31 protein-coding genes are annotated in these 26,241 nt (G+C 68.4%); 17 read left to right on the forward strand and 14 right to left on the reverse strand.

Annotation, left to right across the window (positions count from 1 at the left end):
• Positions 1-22: 22 nt before the first annotated feature.
• Entirely contained in the window at positions 23-970 is a 948-nt protein-coding gene (locus tag A6048_RS17755) for a hypothetical protein (RefSeq protein WP_235027310.1), read from the forward strand.
• Positions 971-982: 12 nt separating this feature from the next.
• On the opposite strand, the gene A6048_RS17760 is transcribed toward A6048_RS17755, so the two are convergent.
• Positions 983-1,705 carry a class I SAM-dependent methyltransferase gene (locus A6048_RS17760; RefSeq protein WP_107747130.1) on the reverse strand — a complete coding sequence of 241 codons (723 nt, stop codon included), beginning with the start codon at positions 1,703-1,705 and terminating at the stop codon, positions 983-985.
• A 418-nt stretch (positions 1,706-2,123) separates the two neighbouring features.
• On the opposite strand from A6048_RS17760, the gene A6048_RS17765 reads away from it, so the two are divergent.
• The gene (locus A6048_RS17765; RefSeq protein ID WP_107747131.1) at positions 2,124-3,557 is read left to right on the forward strand and encodes a lipase family protein; all 1,434 of its coding nucleotides are present in this window, start codon (positions 2,124-2,126) and stop codon (positions 3,555-3,557) included.
• A gap of 49 nt (positions 3,558-3,606) precedes the next feature.
• On the opposite strand, the gene A6048_RS17770 is transcribed toward A6048_RS17765, so the two are convergent.
• Positions 3,607-4,041: a nuclear transport factor 2 family protein gene (locus A6048_RS17770; RefSeq protein ID WP_107747132.1), complete on the reverse strand. Its 435-nt coding sequence runs from the start codon at positions 4,039-4,041 to the stop codon at positions 3,607-3,609.
• Between the two features lie 24 nt (positions 4,042-4,065).
• Here A6048_RS17770 and A6048_RS17775 point away from each other — a divergent pair, with 24 nt between their 5' ends.
• The 3 genes from A6048_RS17775 to A6048_RS17785 are packed head-to-tail and all read left to right on the forward strand — an operon-like array spanning position 4,066 to position 5,893.
• Positions 4,066-4,608, forward strand: coding sequence for a nuclear transport factor 2 family protein (locus A6048_RS17775; RefSeq protein ID WP_107747133.1), 543 nt, complete (start codon positions 4,066-4,068; stop codon positions 4,606-4,608).
• Entirely contained in the window at positions 4,608-5,501 is an 894-nt protein-coding gene (locus tag A6048_RS17780; RefSeq protein ID WP_107747277.1) for an SDR family NAD(P)-dependent oxidoreductase, read from the forward strand. The genes A6048_RS17775 and A6048_RS17780 overlap by 1 nt, the downstream gene beginning before the upstream one ends.
• 2 nt (positions 5,502-5,503) lie before the next feature.
• Positions 5,504-5,893: a hypothetical protein gene (locus A6048_RS17785; RefSeq protein ID WP_107747134.1), complete on the forward strand. Its 390-nt coding sequence runs from the start codon at positions 5,504-5,506 to the stop codon at positions 5,891-5,893.
• Between the two features lie 59 nt (positions 5,894-5,952).
• Here the strand turns inward: A6048_RS17785 and A6048_RS17790 are convergent, their stop codons facing one another.
• The gene (locus A6048_RS17790) at positions 5,953-9,051 is read right to left on the reverse strand and encodes a leucine--tRNA ligase (protein WP_200837300.1); all 3,099 of its coding nucleotides are present in this window, start codon (positions 9,049-9,051) and stop codon (positions 5,953-5,955) included.
• 186 nt (positions 9,052-9,237) lie between these two features.
• The gene (locus A6048_RS17795; protein ID WP_107747136.1) at positions 9,238-9,720 is read right to left on the reverse strand and encodes a DoxX family protein; all 483 of its coding nucleotides are present in this window, start codon (positions 9,718-9,720) and stop codon (positions 9,238-9,240) included.
• 100 nt (positions 9,721-9,820) lie between these two features.
• Here A6048_RS17795 and A6048_RS17800 point away from each other — a divergent pair, with 100 nt between their 5' ends.
• The 3 genes from A6048_RS17800 (at position 9,821) to A6048_RS17810 (ending at position 11,659) form a co-directional block, all read left to right on the forward strand.
• A complete protein-coding gene (locus A6048_RS17800; protein WP_107747137.1) occupies positions 9,821-10,396 on the forward strand; it encodes a MarR family winged helix-turn-helix transcriptional regulator in 576 nt (191 codons plus the stop codon).
• Positions 10,393-10,953, forward strand: coding sequence for an SdpI family protein (locus A6048_RS17805; RefSeq protein WP_107747138.1), 561 nt, complete (start codon positions 10,393-10,395; stop codon positions 10,951-10,953). Before A6048_RS17800 ends, A6048_RS17805 begins: the two co-directional genes overlap by 4 nt.
• 127 nt (positions 10,954-11,080) lie before the next feature.
• Positions 11,081-11,659 (forward strand): hemerythrin domain-containing protein, encoded by a 579-nt coding sequence (locus A6048_RS17810; protein WP_107747139.1) that lies wholly within the window; start codon positions 11,081-11,083, stop codon positions 11,657-11,659.
• A 64-nt stretch (positions 11,660-11,723) separates the two neighbouring features.
• Here A6048_RS17810 and A6048_RS17815 read toward each other — a convergent pair whose 3' ends face one another.
• A complete protein-coding gene (locus A6048_RS17815) occupies positions 11,724-12,092 on the reverse strand; it encodes a DUF202 domain-containing protein (RefSeq protein ID WP_107747140.1) in 369 nt (122 codons plus the stop codon).
• Positions 12,089-12,472: a YidH family protein gene (locus tag A6048_RS17820; RefSeq protein WP_107747141.1), complete on the reverse strand. Its 384-nt coding sequence runs from the start codon at positions 12,470-12,472 to the stop codon at positions 12,089-12,091. The genes A6048_RS17815 and A6048_RS17820 overlap by 4 nt, the downstream gene beginning before the upstream one ends.
• A gap of 72 nt (positions 12,473-12,544) precedes the next feature.
• Here A6048_RS17820 and A6048_RS17825 point away from each other — a divergent pair, with 72 nt between their 5' ends.
• Positions 12,545-13,525, forward strand: a complete 981-nt coding sequence (locus A6048_RS17825; RefSeq protein WP_107747142.1) for a bile acid:sodium symporter family protein — start codon at positions 12,545-12,547, stop codon at positions 13,523-13,525.
• 325 nt (positions 13,526-13,850) lie between these two features.
• Positions 13,851-14,594, forward strand: coding sequence for a hypothetical protein (locus A6048_RS18350; RefSeq protein WP_146166349.1), 744 nt, complete (start codon positions 13,851-13,853; stop codon positions 14,592-14,594).
• A gap of 404 nt (positions 14,595-14,998) precedes the next feature.
• Here A6048_RS18350 and A6048_RS17830 read toward each other — a convergent pair whose 3' ends face one another.
• Together A6048_RS17830 and A6048_RS17835 are read right to left on the reverse strand one after the other, a co-directional pair.
• On the reverse strand, positions 14,999-15,844 hold the full coding sequence (locus tag A6048_RS17830) for an alpha/beta fold hydrolase (RefSeq protein ID WP_107747143.1): 846 nt from the start codon (positions 15,842-15,844) through the stop codon (positions 14,999-15,001).
• Between the two features lie 54 nt (positions 15,845-15,898).
• Positions 15,899-16,600: a type 1 glutamine amidotransferase domain-containing protein gene (locus A6048_RS17835; protein WP_107747144.1), complete on the reverse strand. Its 702-nt coding sequence runs from the start codon at positions 16,598-16,600 to the stop codon at positions 15,899-15,901.
• A gap of 309 nt (positions 16,601-16,909) precedes the next feature.
• Here A6048_RS17835 and A6048_RS18355 point away from each other — a divergent pair, with 309 nt between their 5' ends.
• The 3 genes from A6048_RS18355 to A6048_RS17840 all read left to right on the forward strand — a co-directional run bounded on the left by A6048_RS18355 (position 16,910) and on the right by A6048_RS17840 (position 18,603).
• On the forward strand, positions 16,910-17,116 hold the full coding sequence (locus tag A6048_RS18355) for a hypothetical protein (RefSeq protein ID WP_107747145.1): 207 nt from the start codon (positions 16,910-16,912) through the stop codon (positions 17,114-17,116).
• Between the two features lie 542 nt (positions 17,117-17,658).
• Entirely contained in the window at positions 17,659-17,949 is a 291-nt protein-coding gene (locus A6048_RS18360) for a hypothetical protein (RefSeq protein ID WP_146166350.1), read from the forward strand.
• A 108-nt stretch (positions 17,950-18,057) separates the two neighbouring features.
• Positions 18,058-18,603, forward strand: coding sequence for a GNAT family N-acetyltransferase (locus tag A6048_RS17840; protein WP_107747146.1), 546 nt, complete (start codon positions 18,058-18,060; stop codon positions 18,601-18,603).
• A 35-nt stretch (positions 18,604-18,638) separates the two neighbouring features.
• On the opposite strand, the gene A6048_RS17845 is transcribed toward A6048_RS17840, so the two are convergent.
• Positions 18,639-19,079, reverse strand: coding sequence for a MarR family winged helix-turn-helix transcriptional regulator (locus A6048_RS17845; protein ID WP_235027311.1), 441 nt, complete (start codon positions 19,077-19,079; stop codon positions 18,639-18,641).
• Between the two features lie 85 nt (positions 19,080-19,164).
• On the opposite strand from A6048_RS17845, the gene A6048_RS17850 reads away from it, so the two are divergent.
• The gene (locus tag A6048_RS17850; RefSeq protein WP_107747147.1) at positions 19,165-20,409 is read left to right on the forward strand and encodes a cytochrome P450; all 1,245 of its coding nucleotides are present in this window, start codon (positions 19,165-19,167) and stop codon (positions 20,407-20,409) included.
• A 120-nt stretch (positions 20,410-20,529) separates the two neighbouring features.
• On the opposite strand, the gene A6048_RS17855 is transcribed toward A6048_RS17850, so the two are convergent.
• Both A6048_RS17855 and A6048_RS17860 read right to left on the reverse strand, forming a co-directional pair.
• A complete protein-coding gene (locus A6048_RS17855; RefSeq protein ID WP_372450586.1) occupies positions 20,530-20,865 on the reverse strand; it encodes a branched-chain amino acid transporter permease in 336 nt (111 codons plus the stop codon).
• The gene (locus A6048_RS17860; RefSeq protein WP_107747148.1) at positions 20,862-21,563 is read right to left on the reverse strand and encodes an AzlC family ABC transporter permease; all 702 of its coding nucleotides are present in this window, start codon (positions 21,561-21,563) and stop codon (positions 20,862-20,864) included. The genes A6048_RS17855 and A6048_RS17860 overlap by 4 nt, the downstream gene beginning before the upstream one ends.
• Positions 21,564-21,633: 70 nt before the next feature.
• Between A6048_RS17860 and A6048_RS17865 the strand changes: the two genes are divergently transcribed.
• Positions 21,634-22,554, forward strand: coding sequence for a helix-turn-helix domain-containing protein (locus tag A6048_RS17865; protein ID WP_146166351.1), 921 nt, complete (start codon positions 21,634-21,636; stop codon positions 22,552-22,554).
• Positions 22,551-22,982, forward strand: coding sequence for a VOC family protein (locus tag A6048_RS17870; RefSeq protein ID WP_107747150.1), 432 nt, complete (start codon positions 22,551-22,553; stop codon positions 22,980-22,982). Before A6048_RS17865 ends, A6048_RS17870 begins: the two co-directional genes overlap by 4 nt.
• A gap of 10 nt (positions 22,983-22,992) precedes the next feature.
• Here the strand turns inward: A6048_RS17870 and A6048_RS17875 are convergent, their stop codons facing one another.
• Both A6048_RS17875 and A6048_RS17880 read right to left on the reverse strand, forming a co-directional pair.
• A complete protein-coding gene (locus tag A6048_RS17875) occupies positions 22,993-24,168 on the reverse strand; it encodes an MFS transporter (protein ID WP_107747151.1) in 1,176 nt (391 codons plus the stop codon).
• An 86-nt stretch (positions 24,169-24,254) separates the two neighbouring features.
• Entirely contained in the window at positions 24,255-24,869 is a 615-nt protein-coding gene (locus A6048_RS17880) for a MerR family transcriptional regulator (RefSeq protein WP_107747152.1), read from the reverse strand.
• 116 nt (positions 24,870-24,985) lie between these two features.
• Between A6048_RS17880 and A6048_RS17885 the strand changes: the two genes are divergently transcribed.
• Positions 24,986-25,537: a DUF4188 domain-containing protein gene (locus tag A6048_RS17885; RefSeq protein WP_235027312.1), complete on the forward strand. Its 552-nt coding sequence runs from the start codon at positions 24,986-24,988 to the stop codon at positions 25,535-25,537.
• 4 nt (positions 25,538-25,541) lie between these two features.
• Here the strand turns inward: A6048_RS17885 and A6048_RS17890 are convergent, their stop codons facing one another.
• Positions 25,542-26,174: a YqgE/AlgH family protein gene (locus tag A6048_RS17890; RefSeq protein WP_107747153.1), complete on the reverse strand. Its 633-nt coding sequence runs from the start codon at positions 26,172-26,174 to the stop codon at positions 25,542-25,544.
• Positions 26,175-26,241: the final 67 nt, after the last annotated feature.

The following is a 26,241-nucleotide window of genomic DNA, read 5'->3' on the forward strand; positions in this document are numbered from 1 at the left end:
TGGGCTCCGCTAGCCTCGGCCCATGAGCGAGACGCCCCAGCCCCACCAGGACAAGCCCGACCGGGTCACGCCAGACCACCCCGAGCCCGACCAGCACGGGTCCGACCAGCACGGGTCTGAGGCGCCCGGGTCCGTGGCGCCCGCGTCCGTGGACCCGCGCACCGGCGAGGACCTGTCCTGGAAGAGCACCCCGGTCGCGATAGTGCTGCTCGACCGCCCCGCACCCGGTCACCGCGAGGTCAGCGAACTGCTCGCCGAGATCTTCGAGGGCTCCTACGAGGTCGACCCGGGCACGGACGACGACCCCGCGACCGGCGTGTACATCGAGGACGCCACGGTCGTCGTCACCCCGCTCGACGGGCCCGTGGCCGACGGTGAGGCGTCCCGATACACCGAGAACCTGGCCATCTGGAACGGCGGGGAAGGCGTCGTAGACACGCATCGGTCTCAGATCGTCGTGGCCGCCTTCCGGCTCGGCCCGGTGGGGGACGACGGCGAGCCGGGCGAACCCGAGTACCTGGACCCCCGGCTCGACACGCTCCGGTGCGAACTCGCGGTGACCACGGTGACCGCCGCGTTGACCGCCCTGCCCGGTGCGATCGCCGTGAGCGTCGGCGGCGCAGCGACCACCCTGCCGGCCGGCCCCTACCGCGATCTCGTCACCGGTAACCCGCTCCCGGTACCGGCGCTCGTGGGGGTCCGGGCGGGCATGCAGTCCGAGACCACCTCGTGCGTCTACACCAGTGGGCTCGGGCGCTTCGGACGCCTGGACCTGGAGCGGCTCGATGTCGCCGGGCCGCCTGGCGCCGCCTTCGGGCAGATGTGCGACCTCGTCGCGTACTCGCTGGGTTCGGGCACCGTGTTTCAGCCCGGTCAGGCCCTCGAGGTGGGTGGGCCGCAACCGCTGCTCACCAGCGTCGAGACGTCCCCGTTCACCGGCCAGCAGGTCCTACGCCTCACGCCCGGCTGAGCCCGACCCCCGTCACGGTCGCCGGCGGGTGGTCCGCTCCACCACCAGCCGCGTGGTGGCGGCCAGCTGGAACGGCCGGACGACGGGCTCGATCCGGCTGGTCAGCCGTTCCTTCTTGAGCTTGGCGATCACGCTGCGCACCAGTTCGGGCAGGGGTGTGCCCGAATGGTCGACCAGTGGGTAGACACGGACCTCCGGGGCCACCCGCGCCATCTCGACGATCGCGTCGACGTGGTCTTCCGGGCTCATCCGGTCCGCGTAGGTGAACAGCAGGTGGGAGCACAGGACCAGGTCCGCCGAGTCGGAGGCCAGCGGCAGATCCGGCAGGGCCCCGGCGACGTAGCGACCGGGGGCGGCGTCGAGATCGGCGAGCATCAGCTCGGCCGCGGTCCGGCGGACTGATTCGTGACCGACCACTCCGCCCCGGACGTCCCAGTCGTAGTCGAGATCTCGAGCATGCGAGTGGGCGATCGACCTGTCCAGGTCCGCGAGCACACGGGTGCGCAGGTCGTAGCCGCCGAGCGCGTACTGCGGGTCCACCGCGATCGCGTCTCCGCCGTTGGCGCAGATCTCCGCGACGGCGCTCGCCGCCCCACCCGGGCAGTCGACGATCCGGCCGCCGAGATCCGCGTCATCAAGGTCGAACATGTCGGTGTACTCGCCCAGCGAGCGAGCGCTCACCAGGACGTCCGACTCCGTCAGCGGGAGGTGGATGGTGCGGGGACTTGCGGTCACCTGGACGTTCTCCTCGATCAGGGTGGGCTCGGTCTGTCTGAGCCGCAGGGGTCTTCGATGCCGACCCGTGGTCCGGTGTGGACCGTCCTTCCGACGAATGATCGGCCCACCCATTCCCGATGGGCCCGTGCCATGCGTACTACGCCAGAGCGGCGTGGGCGGCGCGGATCCACTCGGGGTCGCGTCGCCAACACATGAGCACGTCGTTCTGCACGGCGCCACCGTAACAGCGCCCTCCGACACCGGCCACCGATTCACTCCCCGTGAATCGAACCCGCAGTTCCTGTGTGCTGAGTGACCCAGATCCTGACCACCAAGTGACCTGGACCACCCACAGAACGGACACACGTTATAGTTTTGTCAAGCACGGTAAGCAGGCAGAGTCGTTCCCGCAGCATCGAAAACCACTGGAGAACACGTGAGATCACCGTTATCCGACCGGGCCACCACCCGCGGCCTGCCCACCCTCGCCGGGGCTCTCGCGTTGGGTCTGGTCGTGGCCCTGGCACCGGCTCTCACGACCGGCGCGGCTCCGGAGGCCGCCGCGCAGGGTTCATCCGACCAGGGTTCATCGGCACAGGGTTCACCGGCACAGGGTTCATCCGACCAGGGTGCGTCCGCGAATGGTTCGTCCAACGCGCCGGACCGGACCGCGTTCTACACCCCACCGGCGGAGTTGCCCGCGGACCCCGGAACAGTGATCCGCAGCGAGCCCATGACCATCACGCCGAGCGTGCCGGACCTCGTCGCCGGCGGAGCGCTGCCCGCCGACGCACAGCGGATCATGTACCGCTCTACGGGCGCGGCGGGCGGACCCGTCGCCGTCACCGGCACCTACCTGCAGCCCAAGTCCCCCTGGGCCGGCCCGGGCCCGCGACCGCTCGCCGTGGTCACACCCGGCACGCAGGGCCAGGGCGACCAGTGCGCGCCCTCCAAGTCCATGGAGGTCGGGCTCAGCACCCAGACGACCCCGCTCTCGATGGCGGCGGGGTACTCGCTGATCGACGCGTACGCGATGCTCGCCGAGGGCTTCGCCGTCGTCGTCACCGACTACGAGGGGCTGGGCACGCCCGGGCACCACCCCTACGTCAACCGTGACTCCCAGGGCCGCTCGGCCCTGGACGCCGCACGCGCCGCGGTCCGGCTGGCCGGCACCGACCTCGCCCCCGACTCCCCCACCGTGGTGAGCGGGTACTCCCAGGGTGGCGGCGCGGCCGCCGCCGCCGGCGAGATGCAGCCGGAGTACGCGCCGGACCTCAACCTGGTGGGCATCGCCGCGGGCGCCCCACCGTCGGACATGCTCGGCACCCTCGACCGCGTCGACGGCGGCGTGCTCACCGGTGCCGTCGGGTACGCGATCAACGGGATCCTGCAGGTCCACCCCGAGCTGCGAGCTGCGTTCGACCGCCAGCTCAACGACGAGGGCCGGCGCATGCTCGAGGTGACCTCGACCCAGTGCGTCGCCGAGACCGCGTTCGCCTACGGCCTGCGCCGCACCAACGAGTTCACCGTGCACGGCAACTCACTGGCCGACGCCGCCCGGTCCGAACCCGAGATCCTGCGGGTCCTTGAGAGCTACAACCTCGGCGCGGTGGCCCCCACGGTCCCCTCGCTGGTCCTGATCGGCCGCAACGACGACGTGGTCCCGCACTACACCGCGGTGGACCTGGTCCGCGACTGGTGCGCCCAGGGCACCACCGTCGAGCTGCGCACCGCGGAGCTACCCGCTCTCGCCCCGGGCCTGGTGATCGACCACGCCCTGCCGATGCTGTCCGAGGTCTCCACCAACGCCCGCTACCTCATGGACCGCGTGCACGACCGACCCGCGCCGAACTCCTGCGGCACGGTCTGACACCGGTCGACGGAGGGGCCCGCCGGGTGGCGGGCCCCTCCGTCGTCCGTCAGGGCAGATTGTGGTGGAACGCCTGCTGCTGGGACAGTCGGGCGATCCGCCAGCCCTCGCCGGTCCGGACGAACTCGAGCAGGTACCAGAGCCCGTAGAAGAACACCTGCTGGTCCTTCTCCTCCACAGGTTTCAGCGCCATCGGGTTGAAGCACATGCAGCGCCCGGTCGCGGCGTCGCCGTCCAGCGTCACCTCGAGGTTGCCCATGAGGTGCTGGGTGGCCGCGAAGATCGGCAGCATCTCGGCCAACCACGCCCGCACGGCCGGATAGTCGTCCGCCGGGCCGCCCGAGGCCTCGAAACTGACCCGCGCGTCCGGGGTGAACACCCGGTCCAGCCCGTCGAAGTCCTTCGAATCGATGCAGGTCGCGTACCTGGTCATCAGGTCCTGCAGATCCCAGCGATCGGATAGTTCGACCAGTGTTCGCGTCATGGCTCCTAGGCTAACGTTGCCGGTATGGAGTACGAGGTGGAAAGCCGAGCCCGCGACGCGATCGAGCAGTTGAAGTACCGGTACTGGCGGGCCTGCGACGCCAAGGACCCGGAGGGGTTCCGGTCGTGCTTCGTCACCGCCGGTGGCGTGCTGGACTTCGGCCCCCTCGGGCGTACCGACCCGGACACGATGGTCGGCATCTTCCGCCAGATCGCGTTGGCGACGGCCTCCGACGGTGGCCCCCGGATCCTCGACATGCACCACGGCTTCATGCCCTCTATCTCCGTCGAGGACCCGGCCGACAGTGGCGCGCCGCAGTTCGCGACCGGCACCTGGACCCTGCAGTTCCGTCAGGTGGACCGCGAGAAGGGGACCGAGACCGTCTCCACGGGCGAGTACACGGATCGCTACGTGACGCAGGACGGCCACTGGGTGATGGCCGAGTGCCTGTTCACCCCGGGTTGGTCGGTCACGCGAACGCTCGACGACGCGACCGTGACGCACCCCGAGTTCGCCACCGTCCACCGCGACGACGCGGCTGCCGCGACCGCCGGGGCCGACTCGTGATCGCGCGCGTCGCCCTGGTCACCGGTGGGAGTCGCGGCGTGGGCAGGGGTGTGGCCACCGCGCTCGCCGAAGCGGGCTGGACGGTCTACGTCACCGGACGCTCGGCCGGGAGACTGCAGGCCACGCTCGACGCGGCGGCGGGAGCGCCCGGCGAGGTGCGCCCGCTCGAGTGTGATCACGCCGACGACGAGCAGATCGTCGCCACGGTCGCCCGCGTCGCCACCGAGGCAGGGCGTCTGGACCTGCTGGTCAACAACGTGTGGACCAACCCCAAGGGCTTCATGGGCTTCAACGGGAAGTTCTGGGAGCGGCCCGCCGGTGACTGGGACGCGCTCATGGGGATCGGGCTGCGCGCGCACTACGTCGCCAGCTGTGAGGCCGCCAAGGTGATGGTCCCGCAGGGGTCGGGCCTCATGGTCAACATCTCGTCCTTCGGGTCGCGCTCGCCGTTCCACACCGTGCTCTACGGGATGAGCAAGACCGCCCTGGACAAGATGGCCTCGGACATGGCCCACGAGCTCGCGGGCACCGGGGTGTCCACCCTGTCGCTGTGGCTCGGCCTCATCCGCACCGAGCTCATCCTGTCGTTGGGGATGGACGACTTCAACGGCTTCCCCCTGGATCGAGCCGAGGACCCGACCTTCGTCGGCCGCGTGATCGCGGCCCTGGCCGAGGACCCGGCGCTGCCGGAGCTGAGCGGGTCCACGGTCATCACCGCCGAGTACGGCCGCGAGCACGGGGTGACGAACGACGACGGCGCGGTGCCGCTGTCGCACCGCGGCGCCTTCGGCGGGGGTCCGCTCTTCCCACCCGTGACCGACGAGCAGCTGGGGATCACAACGGTCGACGAGGTGGCCGCGGCCGGTGGCCACAACGGGTTCGTGGGGCAGTAGCCGTGTCTCCGCAGGGGATCGGGGAGTTCGACGACCCGCTGGAGCGCCTCGAACGCAATGAGCGCCAAGCCAGCCAGGCGATCCGCTACGTCCTGCTCTCCGCCTCGGCGGTCGTCGCCTTTGCGGTGGTTCTGGTCGCTCTGGGCGGCGGTATCGGTGAGGAGTGCACGGAACCCGGCGGCACGTGTCTGACCGCCGACCGGGTCGAGGTGGTGCTCCTGCCGCTGCTGCTGTCGGTGGGCCTGTCCGTGACGGCGGGCGTCAAGACGTACCGGCGGTGGAAGCAGCACATCCGGTGGCGGCCGTGGCTGTTCGCCAGCTACGCCATGTGGATGATCACCACCACCTACCTGATCGGCTCGTCCTCGGCGGTGTTCGTGCAGGTGGGCTGACCGGGGTCGCGCTGGCGGAGTGGTCCCGACACGCATCGCACGTCGGGGAGGAAGCCGAGTCAGGGGACGACGTTGACCATCTTGCCGGGCACCACGATGACCTTCTTGGGCGTCGCGCCGCCGAGGTTGGCCTGCACCTTCTCGTCGGCCAGGGCAGCGGCCTCCACATCCGCCGGCGAGGCGTCCGCGGGGACGGTGATGCGCGAGCGCACCTTGCCCTTGATCTGCACCGGGTACTCCACGGAGTCCTCGACCAGGTAGGACTCGTCGTGCTCGGGGAACGGGCCGTGGGCCAGCGACCCGGTGTGCCCGAGCCGGGACCACAGTTCCTCCGCCAGGTGCGGGGCGACCGGTGCCACCATGAGCACCAGCGGCTCGACCACCGAGCGCGGCGCTCCCGGCCCCTCCGTCGGGTAGGCCTTGGTCAGGAAGTTCACGTACTCGATGAGCTTGGCGATCGCGGTGTTGTCGCGCAGTCCCGCGTAGTCGTCGCGGACACCGGCGATCGCCTTGTGCAGCGCCTTGAGCACCTCCTGAGGCGGCTCCTCGCCGGTCACCCGGGCCTGCCCGGTGGACTCCTCGATCACCACGCGCCACAACCGCTGCAGGAAGCGGTGCGCCCCCACCACGTCCTTGGTGGCCCAGGGCCGTGAGGTGTCGAGCGGACCCATGGACATCTCGTACACGCGCAGGGTGTCGGCGCCGTACTCGTCGCAGATCTCGTCCGGCGAGACGGAGTTCTTGAGCGACTTGCCCATCTTCCCGTACTCCTGGAACACCTCGGGCGCGTCAGGGGATCCGTTCAGATAGAACTTTCCGTCCCGCTCCTCTACATCCGCAGCGGGCACGTAGACACCACGCGAATCGGTGTAGGCGAACGCCTGGATGTAGCCCTGGTTGAACAGGCGCCGGTACGGCTCTTCGCTGGTCACGTGGCCGAGGTCGAAGAGGACCTTGTGCCAGAATCGCGAGTAGAGCAGGTGCAGCACGGCGTGTTCGACTCCACCGACGTAGAGGTCCACCCCACCGGGGTCGCCCTCGCCGTGGATCTCGGGCCGCGGTCCGGTCCAGTAGCGCTCGTTCTCCAACGCGCACATCTCGTCGGAGTTCGTGGGGTCGATGTAGCGCAACTGATACCAGCTGGAGCCGGCCCAGTTGGGCATCACGTTGGCGTCGCGGGTGAATGTGCGGGTGCCCAGTCCGTCGCCGAGATCAAGCTCGACGGTCATCCACTCGGTGGCCTTGGCCAACGGCGGGGAGGGCATCGAGTCGGCGTCGTCGGGGTCGAACGAGACGGGCTTGTAGTCCTCGACCTCGGGCAACTCCACCGGCAACATCTCGTCGGGCAGCGCGTGCGGGACGCCGTCGGAGTCGTAGACCACCGGGAACGGCTCGCCCCAGTAGCGCTGGCGGGCGAAGAGCCAGTCCCGCAGCTTGTACTGGACGGTCCCCTCGCCGGTGCCCTCGCCCTCGAGCCAGGCGATGGTCGCGGCCTTGGCCTCGTCGACGCCCATGCCGTCGAGCGACAGCCCGCGCTCGTTGACCGAGTTCACGGCTACGCCGTCTCCCGCGTAGGACTCGGCCTGCACGTCCAGCTCGCGCCCGTCGGCCGGGGCCACGACCTGCACGATCGGCAGGCCGAAGGCGGTGGCGAACTCGTGGTCGCGGGAGTCGTGGGCGGGCACGGCCATGATCGCGCCGGTGCCGTAGCCCATGAGTACGTAGTCGGCCACGAACACCGGTACCTGCGCGCCGTTGACCGGGTTGACGGCGTAGGCGCCGGTGAAGACGCCGGTCTTGTCCTTGTTCTCCTGGCGCTCCAGATCGGACTTGGTGGCGGCCCGGCGCCGGTACTCCTGCACGGCCTCGGCCGGCGAGGAGTGCCCGCCGGTCCAGCGCTCGTCCAGCTCGGCGGCAGCGCCGCCCGCAGCATCACCCTCTCGGTCTCCCCCACCGCCGACCGCCCCGGCCTCCGGCCAGAACGGCCCGGCCAGCTCGTCGACGAGCGGGTGCTCCGGAGAGAGCACCATGTAGGTGGCGCCGAACAGGGTGTCGGGGCGGGTGGTGAACACCTCGATGGACCGGTCCGCCACGGCGAAGCGCACGCGCGCGCCCTGTGAGCGTCCGATCCAGTTGCGCTGCATCGACTTGACCTTGTCGGTCCAGTCCAGCCGGTCCAGGTCGTCGACCAGCCGGTCGGAGTACGCGGTGATGCGCATCATCCACTGGGAGAGGTTCTTGCGGAAGACGGGGAAGTTGCCCCGCTCGGAGCGCCCCTCGGCGGTGACCTCCTCGTTGGCCAGCACGGTGCCCAGCCCGGGGCACCAGTTGACGGTCGAGTCCGACAGGTACACCAGGCGGTGCGCGTCGAGGACCTTCTCCTGCTCCCCCGCGGTCAGATCGGCCCAGGATCGGCCGGCGAACTCACCCGGAAGCGAGCGGGAGCCGTCCGCGAACTGCTCGCGCAGTTCGGAGATGGGGCGGGCCCGACCGGTGCGCCTGGCGTTCTCGCGGTGGTCGGTGGTGCGGGCGGGGGCGTCGGGGTCGTACCAGGAACCGTGGATCTGCAGGAAGATCCACTGCGTCCAGCGGTAGAAGTCGGTGTCGGTGGTGGCGAACACGCGGCGGCGGTCGTGGCCCAGGCCCAGGCGACCGAGCTGGCGCTCCATGTTGGCGATGTTGGCCTCGGTGGTCACGCGCGGGTGCTGGCCGGTCTGCACCGCGTACTGCTCGGCGGGCAGGCCGAACGCGTCGTAGCCCAGCGTGTGCAGGACGTTGGCGCCGAGCATGCGGTTGTAGCGGGCGAAGACGTCGGTGGCGATGTACCCGAGCGGGTGGCCGACGTGGAGGCCGGCGCCCGAGGGATACGGGAACATGTCCTGCACGAAGAGCTTGTCCTCCGGCAGCGGCGCACCGTCCTCGGCCGCGAGCGGGCCGACGGGGTTGGGGGCCTCGAAAGTTCCGCGCTCGGACCACTCCCGCCGCCAGCGGTCCTCGATCTGGCCGGCGAGGGCGGCGCCGTACCGGTGGGCCGGGCCGGCCTGCTCGGTCTGCGCCCCGGTGTCCGACTGCGCACCGCTGCTGGACTGCGCGCCGGTGTCGAGATGCGCTCCGGCGTCGAAGTGCCCTGCGGTGACGGTCTCGTCGCTGCTGCTCACGGTTGTCTGCTCTCCCTGGTCCTCGCCGGTGCCCACACGCAGGCTTCGGACAAGCCTAAACCCTGGACGGGATCGGGCCACGTCAGCGTGTGGGCACCGTGGGCGTTCAGGCCGGGTGATCAGGCCGCGTGTTCGGTCCGGGCGATCGGTCCGGGCGATCAGGCCCGGGCGATCAGGCCCGGGCGATCAGGCCCGGGCGGCGCGACGCCCGGCGATCAGCGCGTCGAGACTGTATCGCCCGGCGCCGATCAGCCCGAAGACCGTCGCGGCCAGGGCGATGACGGCGACGAGCTCCCAGCCACCGTTGGTGGCGAAGATCCCGGCGCCCTGGTGGACGAAGAAGTAGGCGCCGACCATGACCACGACGACGAGGGCCGCGACCACCGGCGTGAGCAGCCCCAGGATCAGCAGGATCCCACCGATCAGCTCGACACCGCCCGCGAACACCGCGGCCGCCTGGGCTGCCGGGACACCGACGGAGTCGAAGAACTCGCCGGTGGCTCCTGCGCCGTTGGTGACGAGCTTCTCCCAGCCGTGGGCGATCAGGACGACACCGAGCAGCGCGCGGGTGAGGAGCAGTCCGATGTCGCGGACGACCCGCGGGACGGGCACGAGGCGGGTCTCGCTCTCGGTGGCGCGGTGGGCGGGGGTGGTTGCCGTGGTGGTCACGTCAGTGGTCCTCTCGAATTACCCATCCCTGTGGATGATGCGTCACACACTTCTACCGCCGCCCTAGGTGTCGTGTCAACTAAGACGGTAGGGTGGGGTCATGGCTGAAAAGGTGACCAGTAACCACGTGCGATGGCTGACCGACGAGGAGAAGGCGCTCTGGCGCGACTACCTCGCGATCCAGGGTCGCCTGCACCTGGAGATCCAGCGTGATCTCAAGGCCACATCGAGCCTGACGGAGCCCGAGTTCGAGGTGCTCGCGATCCTCAGCGAGGCCGACGGACCACTACGGATGACGGCGCTGTCCGACGTCCTGCAATGGGAACGCAGCCGGCTCTCCCACCAGGTCACCCGGATGGTCAAACGCGGACTGGTCCAGCGGACCAGTTGCCCCACCGACGGCCGGGGCGCGTTCGTCTCCGTCACCGAGGAGGGGATGCGCGAGATCGAGAAGGCCGCACCCGATCACGTCGCCACCGTGCGCCGGGAGTTCCTGGACCGGCTCAGCGAGCAGGACAAGCGCGAACTCGCCCGACTCCTCGCGCTGGTCGAAGGTTCGGCAGGTGCTGGTCCGGCGGGCACCGGTTCGGCGGGGATTGTCTCCGCGGGCGATGGTTGCGCGGGGGATGAGGCGAATCGGAATTACCCCGCCGCGGGCGTACCCTCAGGGGCGTGAACGCAGTGCTCGTGGTGGTCGTGGTGCTCCTGGTGGGCTTGGCTCTGGTGGTCGGGGTCACCGGCCTGCTCGGGTTGCTCGGCCGACTGCCGGGCAACGGCGTCCTGGGTGTCCGCACCCCGGAGACCCGTCGCTCCCCCGAGGCCTGGACGCTGGCCAACCGGGCCGCCGGACCCGCGTTCCTCGGCTCGAGCCTCATGCTCCTGCTCGGTGCGCTGGGCGTGGGGCTGATCGGCGGCTGGGTCGGTGGGCTCGTCGTCGTCGTCGCTCTTCTCGGTTCGCTCGCCCTGCTCAGCGTTGCCGGCCTCGCCGGATCCCGCGCCGCGGCCGTCTGGGAGGCCGCGCAGGACGAGGATCAGGGTGGCTGCGGCTGCGGCTCCGAGGGCGGCTGTGGCGGCCACTCCGCCGGCGACCCCTCCGAGGCGCCCGGCGGGGACTCCTGTTCGGGCTCCCCCACCGACTCCGCGGATCCGGCCGCCGACTGCGGCGTGACCGGCGGCTGCGGATCGTGCGCCCTGCAGGGAATGTGCGAATCGGAGAACACCGCCACCCGGTGAGGGGCTGCGTGAGGGCTCGCGTGGGGGCCCGTGCGGGGGCCCGTGTCCCGGCCCGACCGGTGGCCGGCTCCCACCGTGCTGCCTACGGTCAGAGGTTCACCCGACCCACACCGTGAAGGAGCTCGCCATGGCCCAGAAGTCCACGACAGAGTCCAACCAGGACGTCGTCGACATCCTCACCGCCGACCATCGCGAGATGATCGGGCTCATCGAGATGATCGAGGAGACCTCCGACCCCAAGGAGCGCCGCGCGCTGGCCGACTCCGTGATCGCCGAGGTGATGCGCCACTCCGTGGCCGAGGAGCTGTTCGTCTACCCCGAGTACGAGCGCAGCATCCCGGACGGCAAGGACGAGGTGGAGCACGACAAGGAGGAGCACCAGGAGATCGAAGAGGTGATGAAGGAGCTCGAGGGCCTGGACTCCGAGAGCGCCGAGTTCATCGCCACCGTGAAGCGCTTCAAGGAACTCCTCGACCACCATGCGGACGACGAGGAGTCCGACCAGTTCCCCAAGATGCGTGAGCACCTCACCGCCGACACCCTGGTCGACATGGGCCGGAAGGTCGAGGCGGCCAAGAAGATCGCCCCCACCCGTCCGCACCCCGGCTCCCCGCACTCCGAGCTGTTCCACATGACCCTCGGCCCCGGCGTCGGAATGGTCGACCGCCTCCGCGACGCGCTCAGCGGCCGCATCAAGAACACCTGACGGTTCGGGTCGGCGTCGACGGCCGAGCCGCTGGGTGTGTTGGACAGCAGGGTGTGTCGGATAGCTAGGTCAGAACCCGGATCACGACGGCCGCGAGCCCGCACGCGGCCATGACCAGCACCATCACGACCAGACCCACGTTGTACAGCGTCTGGGTCTGCTGGACCTGACCGGCCCGGACGAAGCGCCCCACCCGTCGTTCGTGGTTGCGCTGCACCCTGAGCAGCGCCAGGAGCGGGATCACCAACAGCATCGAGAAGACCGCCGCCCACAGCCACGAGGTCTCGGCGACGAGCTTGGCCACCAGGATGATGTTGACGGTCACCACGGCCCAGGTCCGGGCCCACGACAGGCTCGTGCGCTCGGACTGCAGCCCGGCGTCGGGCGGCGTCGCCTCGGGACGCACCCCGATCCGGCGCCGCGGGGCGCTCATGCGAAGGTGCCGCCGAGGATCGCGACCACGAGCAGAACCGCACCGATCGCGATGCCCAGCACCAGCAGGATCGATGCCTGCGGAACCGGTAGCGGCTCGTTGTGGCGCATGGAGGCCTCGATCCGGATCCAGCGTCGGAACGACACGGTCGCGAGCAGTGCCGCCATCACGAGGAGTAGGCACGCCAGCGGGGTGCGGATGATCTCCGGAATCTCGTCGCCGGCAAAGGCCTCCATCGCCACCGCGCCGGCCATCAGTCCCAGGCTCGTCCGGATCCACGCCAGGAAGGTCCGCTCGTTCGCGAGCGTGAACCGTGGGTCCGGTTCCTCACCGTCCCGCAGCGACTTGGGCCGCCACCCCTGTCCGACTTGCTCCGTCATCCCCCGAGCCTATCGGCCGCCCCTCTGGGCCTCGTGCGGACCTCCCGCGGACCAGGGTGATCAAATGGGTCGATGAACTTCCTGCGTCGCCTCCGGGTCGAGCCGTTCATCCTGGCGATCCTGGCCGCTGTCGTGGTGGCGGCGGTGCTGCCGGCCACCGGGGACGCGGCGACCGCGCTGGGCTGGGTCACGACCGTGGGGATCGCCGTCCTGTTCTTCCTCTACGGCGCGCGGTTGGAACCCCGTGAACTGCTGGCCGGCGTGAAGCACTGGCGGCTGCACTCGGTGGTGCTGACCGCGACCTTCCTGCTGTTCCCGGCGCTCGGGCTACTGGGGCGATGGGCCCTCACCCCTGTTCTGGGCGAACCGTTGGCCGCCGGCTTCCTGTTCCTCACGCTGGTGCCGTCGACCGTGCAGTCGTCCATCACCTTCGTGGCCATCGCCCGCGGCCACGTGAGTGCGGCCGTGGTCTCGGCGTCCGTGTCGAACCTGCTCGGGGTGGTCATCACTCCCCTGCTCGTCTTCGCGCTGATGACCACGAACGGATCGGTGGTCATCACGTGGGACTCGGTCGGGAAGATCGCCCTGCAGCTACTCCTGCCGTTCGTCCTGGGTCAGCTGCTGCGCCGGTGGGTTCTGCCGATCACCAGGAAGATCAAGCGACTGGCGTTGTTCGACAAGTCCGTGATCGTCCTGATCGTCTACGCCGCGTTCTCCGAGGGCGTGGCCGACGGTATCTGGTCGATGGTCGGGCCGGCCCAGCTGGCGTGGCTGATCGGCGCATGCTGCGTCCTGCTCGCGGTGGTGCTGGGACTCACCGAGCTGATCGCCCGCGCGCTGGGATTCGAGGAACGCGACAAGCGGGTCGTGCAATTCTGCGGATCAAAGAAGTCGCTGGCCACAGGGCTGCCGATGGCCGCCGTCCTGTTCATCGGCCAACCCGTGGGACTCCTGGTGCTCCCCCTGATGCTGTTCCACCAGATCCAGCTGATCGTGTGCGCGTGGTTGGCCGGCCGGTACGGGCGGGCGGAGGGTGCGCCGCGGGTGGAGTGAGGCGCACGGCGGCGCCCATCAGCCATGCCTGCTGTCTCACGGGTTGCCGGTGCAGGACTCCCCGATCCCGACTGCGAGCTCTGCCGGGGGTTCTTTGGGCGCGAAGGGATCGCACTTGGTCATAAACCCTGTTTGCATAGGGTTGGCGCTCCGACTCCAACACAAGCACAGTCGACTTGATGCGTTTGGGGGCACTCTAACCGCACCAATGCAGGCAGAACCGGATAGAAACAGCCCCTAACGGGGGGTAGCACTCCGCAGCATCAGAAAGCTATGCTTTCTGCACCTGCCAACCCGTCGAAACAGTACCGAAACGAGAGCGGTGATGGACTCGACTACCGCGCGTTGGAAGATCCGCACTGCTCTCCATTCGCAGAATTTCCGGGCGGTTGATTTAGCGACGTTAGTCTCACCTTCGACAATAGATTTCGCTTCGGTCCCCCGCCAATTGACCGAAGCGATAAATGGAGCCTTGCGGACGTCTACCAACTGGGGCGGCATTCAAGACCAGTTATCCATCTTGCGTGACCAATTAGACTCTCAAGGAAGATATATCTGGGATGTGTACGTTGGCGCTAGCCATCAAACACTGAAGCTGGTGGTCGTAGTCGGTTTTGGAGGGCCGGTTCACGACACCCACTTTAAGACCAGATTTGATGCAACGTGGGTTGTTATGCAATCGCTTGAAGCGCATATTCGGCAGTTCAAACTCGATCCACAGCTGATGGCGCTTCTCGATACAGCGCGTAAACCTCTACTCGCCCAAGCATCACCTCCAGTGAAAGCCGCCCTTGATCTTTCATGGACTTTGCTCAACTCCAGTCGCGCCAGTGGTGGTCCATCAAGCGTCTTGTTTGCCGCATGCGGGCATGGTTTGTCGCCAGACCTCGGAACCAAGTTGAGGCAATTGTCTTACAGTAGGGCGAGAACTGGCTTAGGCGCGCAACCAATGCTCCAAGGCATCGCATGGGATTTCTCGCAGCCCAAGTTCTCAGACGACCAACTCTACTTCGGCATACTAAATACGTTCAGTTCTGCTGACTTTAAGGCAACAATGCGCCTAAGCTGAAGGGTCTATAACGCGATGGGGCCGTCGACCAACTCATACTTGCCGCTGGAAAGTAATCTGAACGAACGGCCCGAACTTGGATCGTAGATCCTCGAAGGTCGCTCAAAATTAGTTATCGGTTCGCGTGTTGCCGCGTCAAATACCCGAGAAATGACCCACACTGCACCGTCAACGGCGAGTTCAATAGCGACCCTTCCAATAATGACAGTAATTTGGCTCCGCCTTGACATTTCAAGCACCCCCCTGATTTGCGCAGAATCATCTGCGTGCCCGGTTCTGAGCTTACTGGTCACATTGTCGAGAGCGGAAGTCTTTGCTTATTTTTGGGTCCCCAACGTGGGTCGGCTCGGATCGGAGCCGCTCAATAATTGCGGTGGGGCGCAGTTTGCACGCCTCATGCGCGATCAGTGTTGGGCGATGAAACGACAAATCCCCGCGGCCACCTCCGCGGGGCGTTCCTCAGGCGCGAAGTGACCGCAGTCGTCGATCACGTGGAGGGCACTGCCCGGGATCGCCCGGCGCAGCCGGTGGGCGTGGTCGATGACCTGCCAGGTGTCGTCCGCACCCCAGATCAGTTGGACCGGGACCTGCCCCAGGGTGTGCAGCCTGTCGCTGATCTCCATGGTGTGCGCGGGGTCGTAGTGCGCCACCTGGTGCTGGAACAGGCTCGGCTGGCCGATCGGTCCGCTGATGAGGTCCACATACACCCGCAGCGCCTCGGGGTCGAAGTTCGCCGGCTCACTGTGGGTCGACAGCAGCCACTCCCGGAAGTGCTCCCGGTGCTCGTCGTCGGGCCTCTTGGCCAGCACTTCCAGGCCGTCGGCCATCTGCTGCCGGGTCCGCTCGGAGGGGTAGGTATCAAAGCTCACCACGTCGATCAGCGTCAGCGTGCGCAGGCGCTCTATCGAGCGCACCCCGAATCGCTGGGCGACGCCGCCGCCGATGTCGTGTGCCACCAGGTGGAACGAGTCCAGTCCCCACAGGTCGAGCAACCCGTCCAGGATCGCGACGTTGCCGGTGATCGACGTGTCCACGGCCGTGTCCCACGGCCGCTCCGACAGGCCGTACCCCAGCAGGTCGAACACGTGCGCCCGGTACCCGGCGTCGACGAGCCGTGGTACGACGTTCCGCCAGATGTACGACGACGAGGGGGTGCCGTGCACCAGCACTACAGGCTCTCCGGCCCCGTGAACGCCATAGGCGATGCGGTAGCCGTCGATGAGGGCGTGGCGATCGACGACGTGCGTCATCCCGGGGCTCCTTCACGGTTGTTCCCGGTCACGAGAGGCGTACCCGCCTCTTGCTCAGACTGCGAGGTCCGCGACGAGCCGCTCGGCCAGTTCCGCGGACGACTGCGGGTTCTGGCCGGTGTAGACGTTCCGGTCCACCACGACGTACGAGCCCCACGGCTCGGCGGCCGACGAGTAGTCCGCGCCGAGTTCGACGAGCTTGTCCTCGAGGAGCCAGGGGGCGTTGGCGGCCAGACCGACCTGCTCTTCCTCGACGTTGGAGAACCCGGTCATGCGGTATCCGGCGAACGGTGACGAGGTCGGGTCCTCGGACGCGGCCAGGACAGCGGCCGGGGCGTGGCAGAGCAGAGCGACGGGCTTCCCGGCGCTCACCCGCTCGGAGAGGATCGTCCCGGAGGTCCGGTCCACGGCGAGGTCCTCGAGCGGACCGTGGCCGCCGGGGTAGAAGACCAGGTCGAAGGCCGAGTGGTCCACGGTCGCGAGGTCGACCGGCGAGTCCAGGACGGGCGCAAGCTCGTCGAGCGAGGCCTTGACCTTCTCGAGGGCCTGCGGATCCCCGGCCCCCTCACCGAGGCTGGCCTGATCCACCGTGGGGGCGCGGCCACCGGGCGTGGCCACCGTGACGGCCCATCCGGCCCCGGTGAAGACTTCGTAGGGGGTCACGAACTCCTCGGCCCAGAATCCGGTGGGGTGCGCGGAGCCGTCCTTGAGGGTCCAGTGGTCGGCGGCGGACATGATCATGAGAACGCTTGTCATGGCACAACCCTACGGAGGTCCTGCTGAAGCGGGACTGAGCGACTTTCGGGTGTTCCGGGTCACAATTCGTGTTTCATAAAGAAATATTCTTTAGTGCTCCCGGTCGACTCTCGAGTGGCCATCCCGGGCCCTACCTGCGAGAACCTATTCGTCTCGATGTTGACGATGTATCAGCAGGTCAGAACCCTCTGTTCTCGGCTGGCTGATTAGCCCGGGAAGCAATTGAGAGCCGCTCATCGTTTGCTTAACCTCTGGTGCGCATTGATTGCGACCAACTGGAACCCGACCATCCCCACACACGGAGTCACCATGGACCTCTACTTCGGAAGCATCTCAAGCCCACTCTGGGTAATGGCCAACGCAGCACTAGCCGGGGTCATCAACATGATTCCGGGAGCGCAAGCGGCGTCGACCGATCTCTACCGCACTCAGCACGCACTGGGTGTCGAGGCTGGCCTCCCCGCGTACCAGCTGGACATCCTCAAGAACAATGCCATGGCCTACGGCTGGTGGTGAGATGAAGGCCCGCTGGCGGCGAACCGGGGCGTTCTGGCTCGCGGGCGGTGCGTTTTCCCTCACTGGCATCTCATGCGGAGTGATAGTTGGAGTCCTGACTCACGCTCCCGCAAAAGCCGACAGCTCGACGGTCGCTAGCGGCGAGTTCGCACAGGGTGGCCTCAACTCGCAGCGACCCCCAGCGGAACCACTGGGGACAGCGGCGGTCACGTCGGTCACGACGTCGCTTGCAGCGATGCCCGCTACTCCCCCAGATGTGAGGCCACCCGGCGCTGAGCCGCCTGATTCACCCAGTGTGCCCGTTCCCCCGTTGGCGCCTGTACCAGCGGTTCAGCTTCCTGCTCCGCAACCCCCGGCTCGAACGGTTCCGCCGGTACTACCTGCGCCTGCACCAATCCCGGCCCCCACTGTGGCGCCCTCGTCCGCGCCCCCAGCTCGAGTTGAGCTCCCACTGATTCCGCTCAAGCCCCAAGAACCAGTTCGACCTGGACAACTCCAAGTCGGTTGACCACAGGCCACACCTGAAGAATGGAGACAAAACAATGGGAATCATCGAAGGTCTCGCTTTCATCGGCGCAGTCCTCCTAGGTCCGGCGGCGGCCGCCGCTGCGGCAATCGGCTTGACGCCGCCCTTGGTCGGAGGAATCGCAGTGGGAGCCGGAACCGCCGCAGTAGTAGGCGGAGCCGGAGCCGCTGCTTCTGTGTCAAACCCGTTTGTGATGGATGGTGTTGAGAACGCCGCGTTCAAAGGCCACAACGATCTCGTCGCAGGATCAGCCAACTTACTCAATGGTCTCCAGCTCCCCGGCATACCGGAGTTCCACGTCAACTGAACTTCGGCCGCTCCTCATTGCTAGTTTTTGCTAGCTCATTCAGCCGCACCCCTGCACTAGCCCGATACCAGTTGGGCCGGTGCAGGGTTCCGGTGCTTGAATGGCGCGATGACCAGCGTGACCTACCTGCAGCAGACCGATGCCTCATGGCTGCGCCCGGCTCGCCGCGCGGACCTGACGATCTCCCGGGTCTTCCCCGCCGAGCCATCCTTCAACTCCCGGATGTACCGCGACATCGGCGGCGACTGGAAGTGGTCCGACCGTCTCGAGTGGTCGGAGGGGGAATGGGCTTCCTACTGCGCGGACCCCTGCGTCACCACGTTCCGTGCGACCCGCGGTGGCGAGGTCGCCGGGTTCGCCGAACTCCGCATGAGCCCCTGCGGGGACGACCCGGGCTCAGACCCCGGGGACCCGGCGGACGGGGTCGATGTCGAGATCGTCTACTTCGGTCTGCTCCCCCGCTTCGCCGGCCTGGGCATCGGCGGTTGGTTCCTCTCCGAAACCGCCCGGATCGCCTGGCAGGTCCCGGGATGCCGCAGGGTCTGGCTGCACACGTGCGAGGACGACTCCCCCGCCGCGATCCCCAACTACCTGTCCCGCGGGTTCGTCGAGTACGCCCGGGAGGACACCGGTTGCGCGGCCTGCACCGCCTGACTCACTGCTCTGCTTGACTCACTGCGCTGTCTGAGTCACTGCTCTGCCAGCCGGGTCAGCGCGCGCCCACCCATCCGGGAGACCAATCTCTCGGAGATGGTGCCGAAGGTCTGCAGCTCGTCGTCGTCGAGCCCCTCGAACAACCACTCCGCCAGCGCGACGCGCGCCGACACGACCTCCTCCACGATCCGACGCGACTCGTCGGTGAGGTTGACCAAACGAACCCGCCGGTCGTCCGGCGGCATGGTCCGGACCACGTGGCCACTGGCCACCAGACCGTCGACGAGGGCGGTGACCTGGCGCGGGGAGCAGTCGAGGAACGTCGCCAGTTCCACCTGCCTGCACTCGCCCTCGAGACCCAGGACGAACAGCAGCTCCAGTCGCGGCACGGTGAGGCCGTAGTTCGCCGCGGCGCGGGCGATCGACCCCGACATCTCCTCGGCCAGCATCAAGGCGCGGTCGAGAATCTCACTCACGGATAGTGCCACGTGTATATAGTTACCACTATTCACCTTTCCCACACCTGCCGACCCCGGCGGGGGACGAGGCGCAGGAGACACCGTGAACGTGACCATTCCGGCAGGATTCGACTTCACCGACCCGGACCTGTTCGAGAAACGACTCCCGCACGACGAGTGGCGCCAACTGCGCCAGTCCGAGCCGATCCGCCGCGTCGACAAGCGCCCCGGGTCCGATGGCTTCGATGACGACCACTACTGGCTGGTCACCAAGCACGCCGACGTCAAGGAGATCTCGCGCGTGACGGGCGAGACCTTCTCCGCCGGCGAGAACACCATGATCCCGCGCTTCGCCGAGGGAACCGAGCGGTCGATCATCGAGGCCCAGCGCGAGATGCTCGTCAACGAGGACGGCGAGATCCACAAGAAGCACCGGCGGATCATCTCCCGCGGGTTCACCCCGCGCGGCGTGGCCGGTATGCGCGATGAGCTCGCCGACCGGGCGCGCAAGATCGTGACGGAGGCCGCGGAGAACAACGCCGACGACTTCGTCACCGCCGTGGCCTCAGAACTCCCGCTGCAGGCGATCGCCGATCTGCTCGGAGTCCCCCAGGAGGATCGGCACAAAATCTTCGAATGGTCCAACACCATGACCAGCTACGACGCGAAGGGCGGAATGGATGCCGCCGCTATCGCGTCCATGGAACTCATCGGATACGCGAACGCCATGGCCGAGGACCGGGCGGCCAACCCGCGGGACGACATCGTCACCAAGCTCGTCGAGGCCGACATCGACGGTGAGCACCTCTCGCCCGAGGAGTTCGGCTGGTTCGTCACCCTGCTGTCCGTGGCCGGGAACGAGACCACCCGCAACGCCACCACGCACGGCATGGTGGCCATGCTGGAGAACCCGGACCAGTGGGAGCTGTTCAAGGCCGAACGCCCCGACACCGCAATCGACGAGATCCTGCGGTGGGCCTCGCCCATCACCCAGTTCCAGCGCACCGCCATGGAGGACGTCGAGATCGGCGGCGTGACCATCCGCAAGGGCGAACGCGCGCTGCTCTGCTACGGCTCGGCGAACTTCGACGAGGAGGTCTTCGAGGACCCGTTCACCTTCAACATCCTCCGCGACCCGAACCCGCACGTGACGTTCGGCGGGCAGGGTCCGCACTACTGCGTCGGCGCCAACCTGGCCAGGATGCAGCTCGAACTGATCTTCAACGCCGTCGCCGATCATCTGCCCGACCTGACCTCGCTCGGCGACCCCACGCGTCTGCGGTCCGGATGGCTCAACGGCCTCACCGAGTGGAAGGTCGACCTGGGCACCTGTCCCGTGGCCCGCTAGGAACGCCGACGCGGGGCTCAGCGGGGGCGGTCAGCGTCCGGGCGGTCAGCGTCCGGGCGGTCAGCGTCCGGGCGGTCGGCGTCCGGGCGGTCGACCGCGGGATAGTCAGCCGCGGGATGGTCAACCCAACCAGGCCTGCAGCAGCATGAAGGTCGCGGTACCCAGCACGATGCTCGCCGCCGCCCGACGAAACGCCAGGTGCACAGCCAGAGTGAGAGTCAGCGCGGCGGCGGCGGGCAGCCAGGAGCCGAGGTCTGCGGTGGTGTCTCGCAGGGTGTAGACCACCAGCACCACCATCACGCCCGCCGGCATGGTCAGCCCCAGGTAGCGGACCACCTCGGAGTCTCGAAGCCTCGACAGCGCGACGAACGGCGCCGCCCGGAGAGCAACGGTGACCACCAACATCACTCCGAGTCCGGCGAGGAGATATGAGGTGTCGGGGACGGGGGCGGTCACCGAGCCGCTCCGGCTCCGCGCCGCGTCCACGCGAACCGCGCGAGCAGGGCCACGACGAACGCCCCCAGTCCCACCAGGAGCATCTGCTCCGGCACGAACCAGGCGGCCGCCAGCCCGCAGAGCAGGGCGATCACCGGGGCCGGCAGGTCCCCGCTCGCCCGCCACGCATCGACGGCGAGGACCGCGAACAGCGCGGTGAGCGCGAACTGCAGGCCGCCCAGACCCTCGGGCAGAGCTGCCCCGACCAGCGCGCCGACGATGCCGGGGACCACCCACAACGTCTGACAGGTGAGGGAGATGGTCAGCGTCCGCGGCCCCGTCATGTCCGCGCGCCGCTTGGTGGCGGTGATCGCGTAGGCCTCGTCGGTGAGTGCGTATACCGCGTACAACCGCCCTGCGCGCGACCGGATGGTCTCGAGCGGAAAGCTCAGTCCGTAGAAGACGTGGCGGAAGTTCACCAGAAAGGTAGCGGCCGCGATTGAGTACAGGGGAGTGACGGCCATGAGCAGGCCGATGGCGAGGAACTCCATCGACCCCGCATAGATGAGGACGGAGAACACCGGCGCCCACCACCAGTCGAAGCCCGCCTGCGTGAGCAGTACCCCGAAAGCCAGACCCAGCGGGATCAGCCCGAGTCCCACCGTCGAGCAGTCCGCCAGACCCTTGCGGATCTCGGTGGAGGTGGAGGTCGACGGCACCCGATGGAGTCTAACCACCGCCTCCTCGCCGCCCCTCGACCTCGGCGCAGCGGTGGCCCACACTGGGGGTATGCCCCCGACGGAACCCGGGGAAGGGCCCGGCGGGGAGCTCGGCCAGGAGTCCGGGATCACCTTCCTCCGGCGCACTCCCGCGTTGCCCGGAGTCGCTGCCGTCTACGGCTATGCAGGAGTAGAGGCGGGGTCCCGGTCCCGTCGACCTCCGCACCGGGGGGTCCCGTCCACGCTGCTCACCGTTGTCGTGGCCGTCGACGCCCCACTCCTGTGTTCGGCGACGCTCGAGGAGTGGGCCGACCACCGTGGGGAGACTCACGCCGTCTGTCTGGGTGGGTTCCATCTCCAGCCCGTCTATCTGCAGCGACCCGATGCGCAGGAGGGTGTTCAGGTTGCGGTGCACCCACTCGCGGCCAGAAGACTCCTCGGCCTGCCCGCCTCCGCGCTCACCGAGCTCACCCAGGAGGGAGGCGGCGTTCTCGGCCCGTCGATGCGCCGGCTGCACGAGCGCGTCGTCTCCAGCCCCCCGGCCGAGCGACCGCTGCTGGTGGAGGAGGCGTTGAGCGCTCTGGCCTCACGACACGAACGACGACAGGGCCCGAGGCGTGAGGTCGTGGGCGCCTGGCGACTGCTCGAACGCTCGGGAGGACGGATGCGGGTCACTGACACGGCGTCCGCAGTCGGGCTGACTTCCAGGCACCTCTCGTCACTCATGAAGGCGGAGTTGGGAATCGGGACCAAAGAGCTCGCCGACCTCATGCGCTTCGAGTCCGCGCACTCGGAGCTGGTGGAGAGAGCCCGACGGGGCGCCGCCCCGCGGCTCGCCGATCTCGCGCACACCCACGGGTACGCCGACCACGCCCACCTGGACCGGGCGTACCGCAGGTTCGCGGGGACCTCGCCCACCGAGTGGCTCGCGGAAGAGTTCCGAAACATCCAAGCCGGGGGACACGCACCCGCGCGAGACTCGTCTCCATGAGCACTCACCAGCCCGGATCCACGCCCGCCCCGACCGTCTGGCACTGCCTGCAGTGCACTGACGCCCGCGCCGTGATCGACTGGCTCGTCGAGGCCCTGGGCTTCGTCGAGACCGTCTCGCACACCGAGGGCGGCACGATCGTCCACGCCGAACTGCTCTGGCCCGAGGGCGGCGGCGTCATGCTCGGCGACCACCAGCGCGATCCCGACGACCCACACGCCACGCCGGTGGGCACCGGCCTCGCCTACGTGGTGACGGCGGATTCCGACGTGGTCTACGAGCGGGCACGCGTAGCAGGGGCCGAGATCGTCATGGAGATGCGCGACACCGACTACGGCGACCACGGTTTCTCGGTGCGAGACCCCGAGGGCAACGTGTGGTCCGTGGGGCAGTACCGAGGCGAGCCCCTGCCGCACGCGATCACCTGAGGCGGCGGGATCACCGGGTCCGGTCGGTGCGCGGAACGATCGGTACCGCGAGCGCCGCCACCACCGCCGCCCCGGCGAAGACCGGCCCGTAACCCCATCGGTCGATTCCCGCCGCGAACACCGGGGTGATCGCCGAGAGTGCCAGGAACTGCGAGGTGTTCTGGACGCCGAGCGCGCGCCCGCTCCAGTGGGGCCCGGCGTGTTCGGCGACCGCGGTGAAGGCGAGGCCGTTGTCCGCGACGGACAGGACCGTCGCGATCACCGCAAGGGCCACCGCGATGGCTCCGGGAGCACCGAAGGCCTCTGCGGCCGCCAGGGCGACCAGTCCTCCGGACACCGACATGGCCACTGCGCGAAGTGGTGTCATCCTCGAGCCCACGCGGTCGGAGATCACGCCTACGACGATCCGCCCGACCGCGCCGAGGAGTTGAGCGACCGTCACCACCACGCCCGCCGAGACGGGGGACCAGCCGTGGCCGAGGACCAACCACGCGAGCATGAACGACTGCATGAGCGCCTGGGGGAGGACCAACAGCACCGAGACACCGTGGATCCGGTGTAGGTAGCGGGAGGCCCGGTACGGCGAGCTGGCGAGTGTGGTGGACGCCGGGTCGTGGCGGTCCGGTCGCGGAGGGTCGGTGACGACGACGAGCGCGGCCACCGCCGAGACGGCGGCCATGGCCAGAGGAACCGCCAGCGCTGCACGCAGACCCTGCGAGGCCGCCAGGGCCGGCATCGCCATCGCCGCGACCGCCGCACCGAGGGGTTGCGACATCTGCCGGACGCCCATCGCCATCCCCCGCCGTTGCGCGGGGAACCACCCCACCACCAGTCGACCGCTCGCCGAGGCCGCCGAGGCGGAGGTCGCGCCCGCGAGCAGGAAGAACGCCGCTAGCAGGGGCAGTGACGGGGTGAACAGTGCGCCTGCCAGCGCTGCCGAGGTGAGGACGGACCCGCTCACCAGGACGACCCGCTCCCCGGTGCGGTCGACGAGCCAGCCCCACGCCACGAGGGTGAGGGCGGTCCCCACGGCAGGCATCGCCACCAGAACACCCGCCATGGTGAGCGAGAGACCGGCCTCCGTGTGGAGAAAGGGCAGCAAAAAGGCCACGCCGGCCACGAACGCCGAGGCGGAGGACGCGGCAAGCGTTCCGACGCCGAGGATCGCCCACTGCCGTGGTGTCACTCGAGACTCGTCTGCGCTCCCTGCTCTCACCAGCGCGAGACTACCCACGTTCCTACTATATGACTACTGCGTCTCATCATATGGGATCACGGTCGCTCGGTGATCGATATGTGTTGCTGGGCGAGCAGGCGCAACGCCGCGAGAACGGGCTCGACGAGCACGGTTCCGAGCACCACCTGCCGCACCGCTGACGCCGGCTCCGGTGGGACCGAGGCCACATCGATGGTGGCGATCTGCTCGACGGCGTCGGCATAGGCGTCAAGACGGTCCTCGTCCAGGCCGAGACCGGCGCCCTCACAGGCATTCCACGCCGCGGCGAGTCGATCGAGGGCGACGTCCCGCGGGTCGACCTGCCACCCACGGGCGGCGATCCAGGCGCGCGTCCGCTCATCACCCCGGGAGGGGCCCTGTCCCGCGCGATCCCGCGCTCCCGACAACGCGTGCTGGGCGGTGGCCATCACGTCCAGCCGGCCGAGACCCGGGCCCTCGATCGCCTCCACCACTCGACCCACCGCTGCCAGGTCCAGGCCACCCACCTCGGACAGCGCCCTGACCAACCGGACCCGCTCGACGTGCTCTTCGCCGTACTCGGCCTGGGTGCGGGTCACCGAACGCCCAGGCTGGAGCAGTCCCCGTCGCAGATAGAACTTCAGGGTCGTCACGGTCGTCCCCGTGACCTCGGCGAGTTCCGAGATCCTCACGCATCACCTCTCGAATTGCTCCTTGACCACTAGAGAGTATCAGTATCCAATAGTAGATACCCGCAGTATCCAACAACCGTCGGCAGGACACCCCGACAGCATCCAGAGGAGTCGACATGCCCACGAGCACGCCCACCGATCCGGCCCGAAAACGTTCCATGCCCGCCACCCACGCCCGCGACGGCGGCCTCGTCGTCTTTCACATCGGCATGACCATCCATCGCCCCTTCCGACCCGACCTGTGGCTACCCGTGTTCCGCGCGATGCCCACGATGCTCGCCGAACTGGGGCGCAACCACGCGGCGGCCGACAGAGGAGAAGCCGAGGACCTGGGATTCCTCGGGGCTCAGACCCTGTTCGGCGCGAGGGGCCCCTGGGTCGTCCAGTACTGGAACTCGGTCGATCAGCTCTACGCGTACGCCCGGGACACCGGCCGAGCGCACATGCCCGCGTGGCGGGACTTCAACGCCAAGGCCCGGAAGAACCCCGGCGCCGTCGGGATCTGGCACGAGACCTATGTCGTGGAGGAGGGGGGCGTCGAGACCTTCTACGGCAACGGCGCCCGCGCGGGGCTCGCCACGGCGACCGGAACCATCCCACTCGGCCGGCGGGGCACCACCGCGCGCGAGCGGTTGAGTAGGCGGACACCGTCACCATCCGACGGCTGACCGGTCAGTTCACGTCCCCGTCGTGGACGTAGGTGGCATAGAGGGGGAGCGGCATCTCCTGCCGGCGGAGCACCGTTCCCCAGATGTCCACGTGCGAGGGCGCCAGCAGATCGCTCGGCAGGCTGGGGGCCACGTACCAGTCGCCGCGATCCAGTTCTCCCTGCAACTGCCCGGGTGCCCACCCGGTGTAACCCACGAACACGCGCATGCCCTCGACATTGTCCCGGAGCAGGTCGGGATCGCTGTCGAGGTCCACCACGTGGACCCGACCCTCGATCTGCTGCAGCCCGGAGTGCGTGTACCCGTCGACTCCCGACCCGAGCACCACCAGCGCGATCCCGGTGTCCGGCTTGACCGGGCCCCCGATATGGAAGACCGACGGCGCTGCACACATCTCCGCCCAGCCGGGGAGGATCGTCTCGACCGGAGTCTCGCTCCGGCGGGTGATCACCACGCCGAGCGAACCGGAGTGGTCGTGCTCGATCACATAGATGATGGCGCGCTGGAAATTCGGGTCCGGCATGTCGGGCGCCGCGATGAGCAGCGAACCGGCGACGGGATCCCGCTTGTCCATCGCGTCGTAGAGGCGGTCGCCGAAGAGGCCGCCGCCACTCAGATCGTCCGGTCCCGTGTCCATGTCCCCATGATGCCCCCGCCACGGCGGACCCACATCACGGTCCCCTCGATCGGGTCTCGCTACGGTG

The sequence above is a fragment of the Dietzia psychralcaliphila genome (genome assembly GCF_003096095.1).
Lineage (GTDB): Bacteria > Actinomycetota > Actinomycetes > Mycobacteriales > Mycobacteriaceae > Dietzia > Dietzia psychralcaliphila.

Excerpts from the sequence above, each read along its gene's own strand:
- A6048_RS17755 (WP_235027310.1), top strand. The coding sequence starts at position 23 with ATGAGCGAGACGCCCCAGCCCCACCAGGACAAGCCCGACCGGGTCACG.
- A6048_RS17770 (WP_107747132.1), bottom strand. The coding sequence starts at position 4,041 with ATGACGCGAACACTGGTCGAACTATCCGATCGCTGGGATCTGCAGGAC.
- A6048_RS17775 (WP_107747133.1), top strand. The coding sequence starts at position 4,066 with ATGGAGTACGAGGTGGAAAGCCGAGCCCGCGACGCGATCGAGCAGTTG.
- A6048_RS17800 (WP_107747137.1), top strand. The coding sequence starts at position 9,821 with ATGGCTGAAAAGGTGACCAGTAACCACGTGCGATGGCTGACCGACGAG.
- A6048_RS17810 (WP_107747139.1), top strand. The coding sequence starts at position 11,081 with ATGGCCCAGAAGTCCACGACAGAGTCCAACCAGGACGTCGTCGACATC.
- A6048_RS17815 (WP_107747140.1), bottom strand. The coding sequence starts at position 12,092 with ATGAGCGCCCCGCGGCGCCGGATCGGGGTGCGTCCCGAGGCGACGCCG.
- A6048_RS17820 (WP_107747141.1), bottom strand. The coding sequence starts at position 12,472 with ATGACGGAGCAAGTCGGACAGGGGTGGCGGCCCAAGTCGCTGCGGGAC.
- A6048_RS17825 (WP_107747142.1), top strand. The coding sequence starts at position 12,545 with ATGAACTTCCTGCGTCGCCTCCGGGTCGAGCCGTTCATCCTGGCGATC.
- A6048_RS18350 (WP_146166349.1), top strand. The coding sequence starts at position 13,851 with ATGGACTCGACTACCGCGCGTTGGAAGATCCGCACTGCTCTCCATTCG.
- A6048_RS17830 (WP_107747143.1), bottom strand. The coding sequence starts at position 15,844 with ATGACGCACGTCGTCGATCGCCACGCCCTCATCGACGGCTACCGCATC.
- A6048_RS17835 (WP_107747144.1), bottom strand. The coding sequence starts at position 16,600 with ATGACAAGCGTTCTCATGATCATGTCCGCCGCCGACCACTGGACCCTC.
- A6048_RS18355 (WP_107747145.1), top strand. The coding sequence starts at position 16,910 with ATGGACCTCTACTTCGGAAGCATCTCAAGCCCACTCTGGGTAATGGCC.
- A6048_RS18360 (WP_146166350.1), top strand. The coding sequence starts at position 17,659 with ATGGGAATCATCGAAGGTCTCGCTTTCATCGGCGCAGTCCTCCTAGGT.
- A6048_RS17840 (WP_107747146.1), top strand. The coding sequence starts at position 18,058 with ATGACCAGCGTGACCTACCTGCAGCAGACCGATGCCTCATGGCTGCGC.
- A6048_RS17865 (WP_146166351.1), top strand. The coding sequence starts at position 21,634 with ATGCCCCCGACGGAACCCGGGGAAGGGCCCGGCGGGGAGCTCGGCCAG.
- A6048_RS17870 (WP_107747150.1), top strand. The coding sequence starts at position 22,551 with ATGAGCACTCACCAGCCCGGATCCACGCCCGCCCCGACCGTCTGGCAC.
- A6048_RS17885 (WP_235027312.1), top strand. The coding sequence starts at position 24,986 with ATGCCCACGAGCACGCCCACCGATCCGGCCCGAAAACGTTCCATGCCC.
- A6048_RS17890 (WP_107747153.1), bottom strand. The coding sequence starts at position 26,174 with ATGGACACGGGACCGGACGATCTGAGTGGCGGCGGCCTCTTCGGCGAC.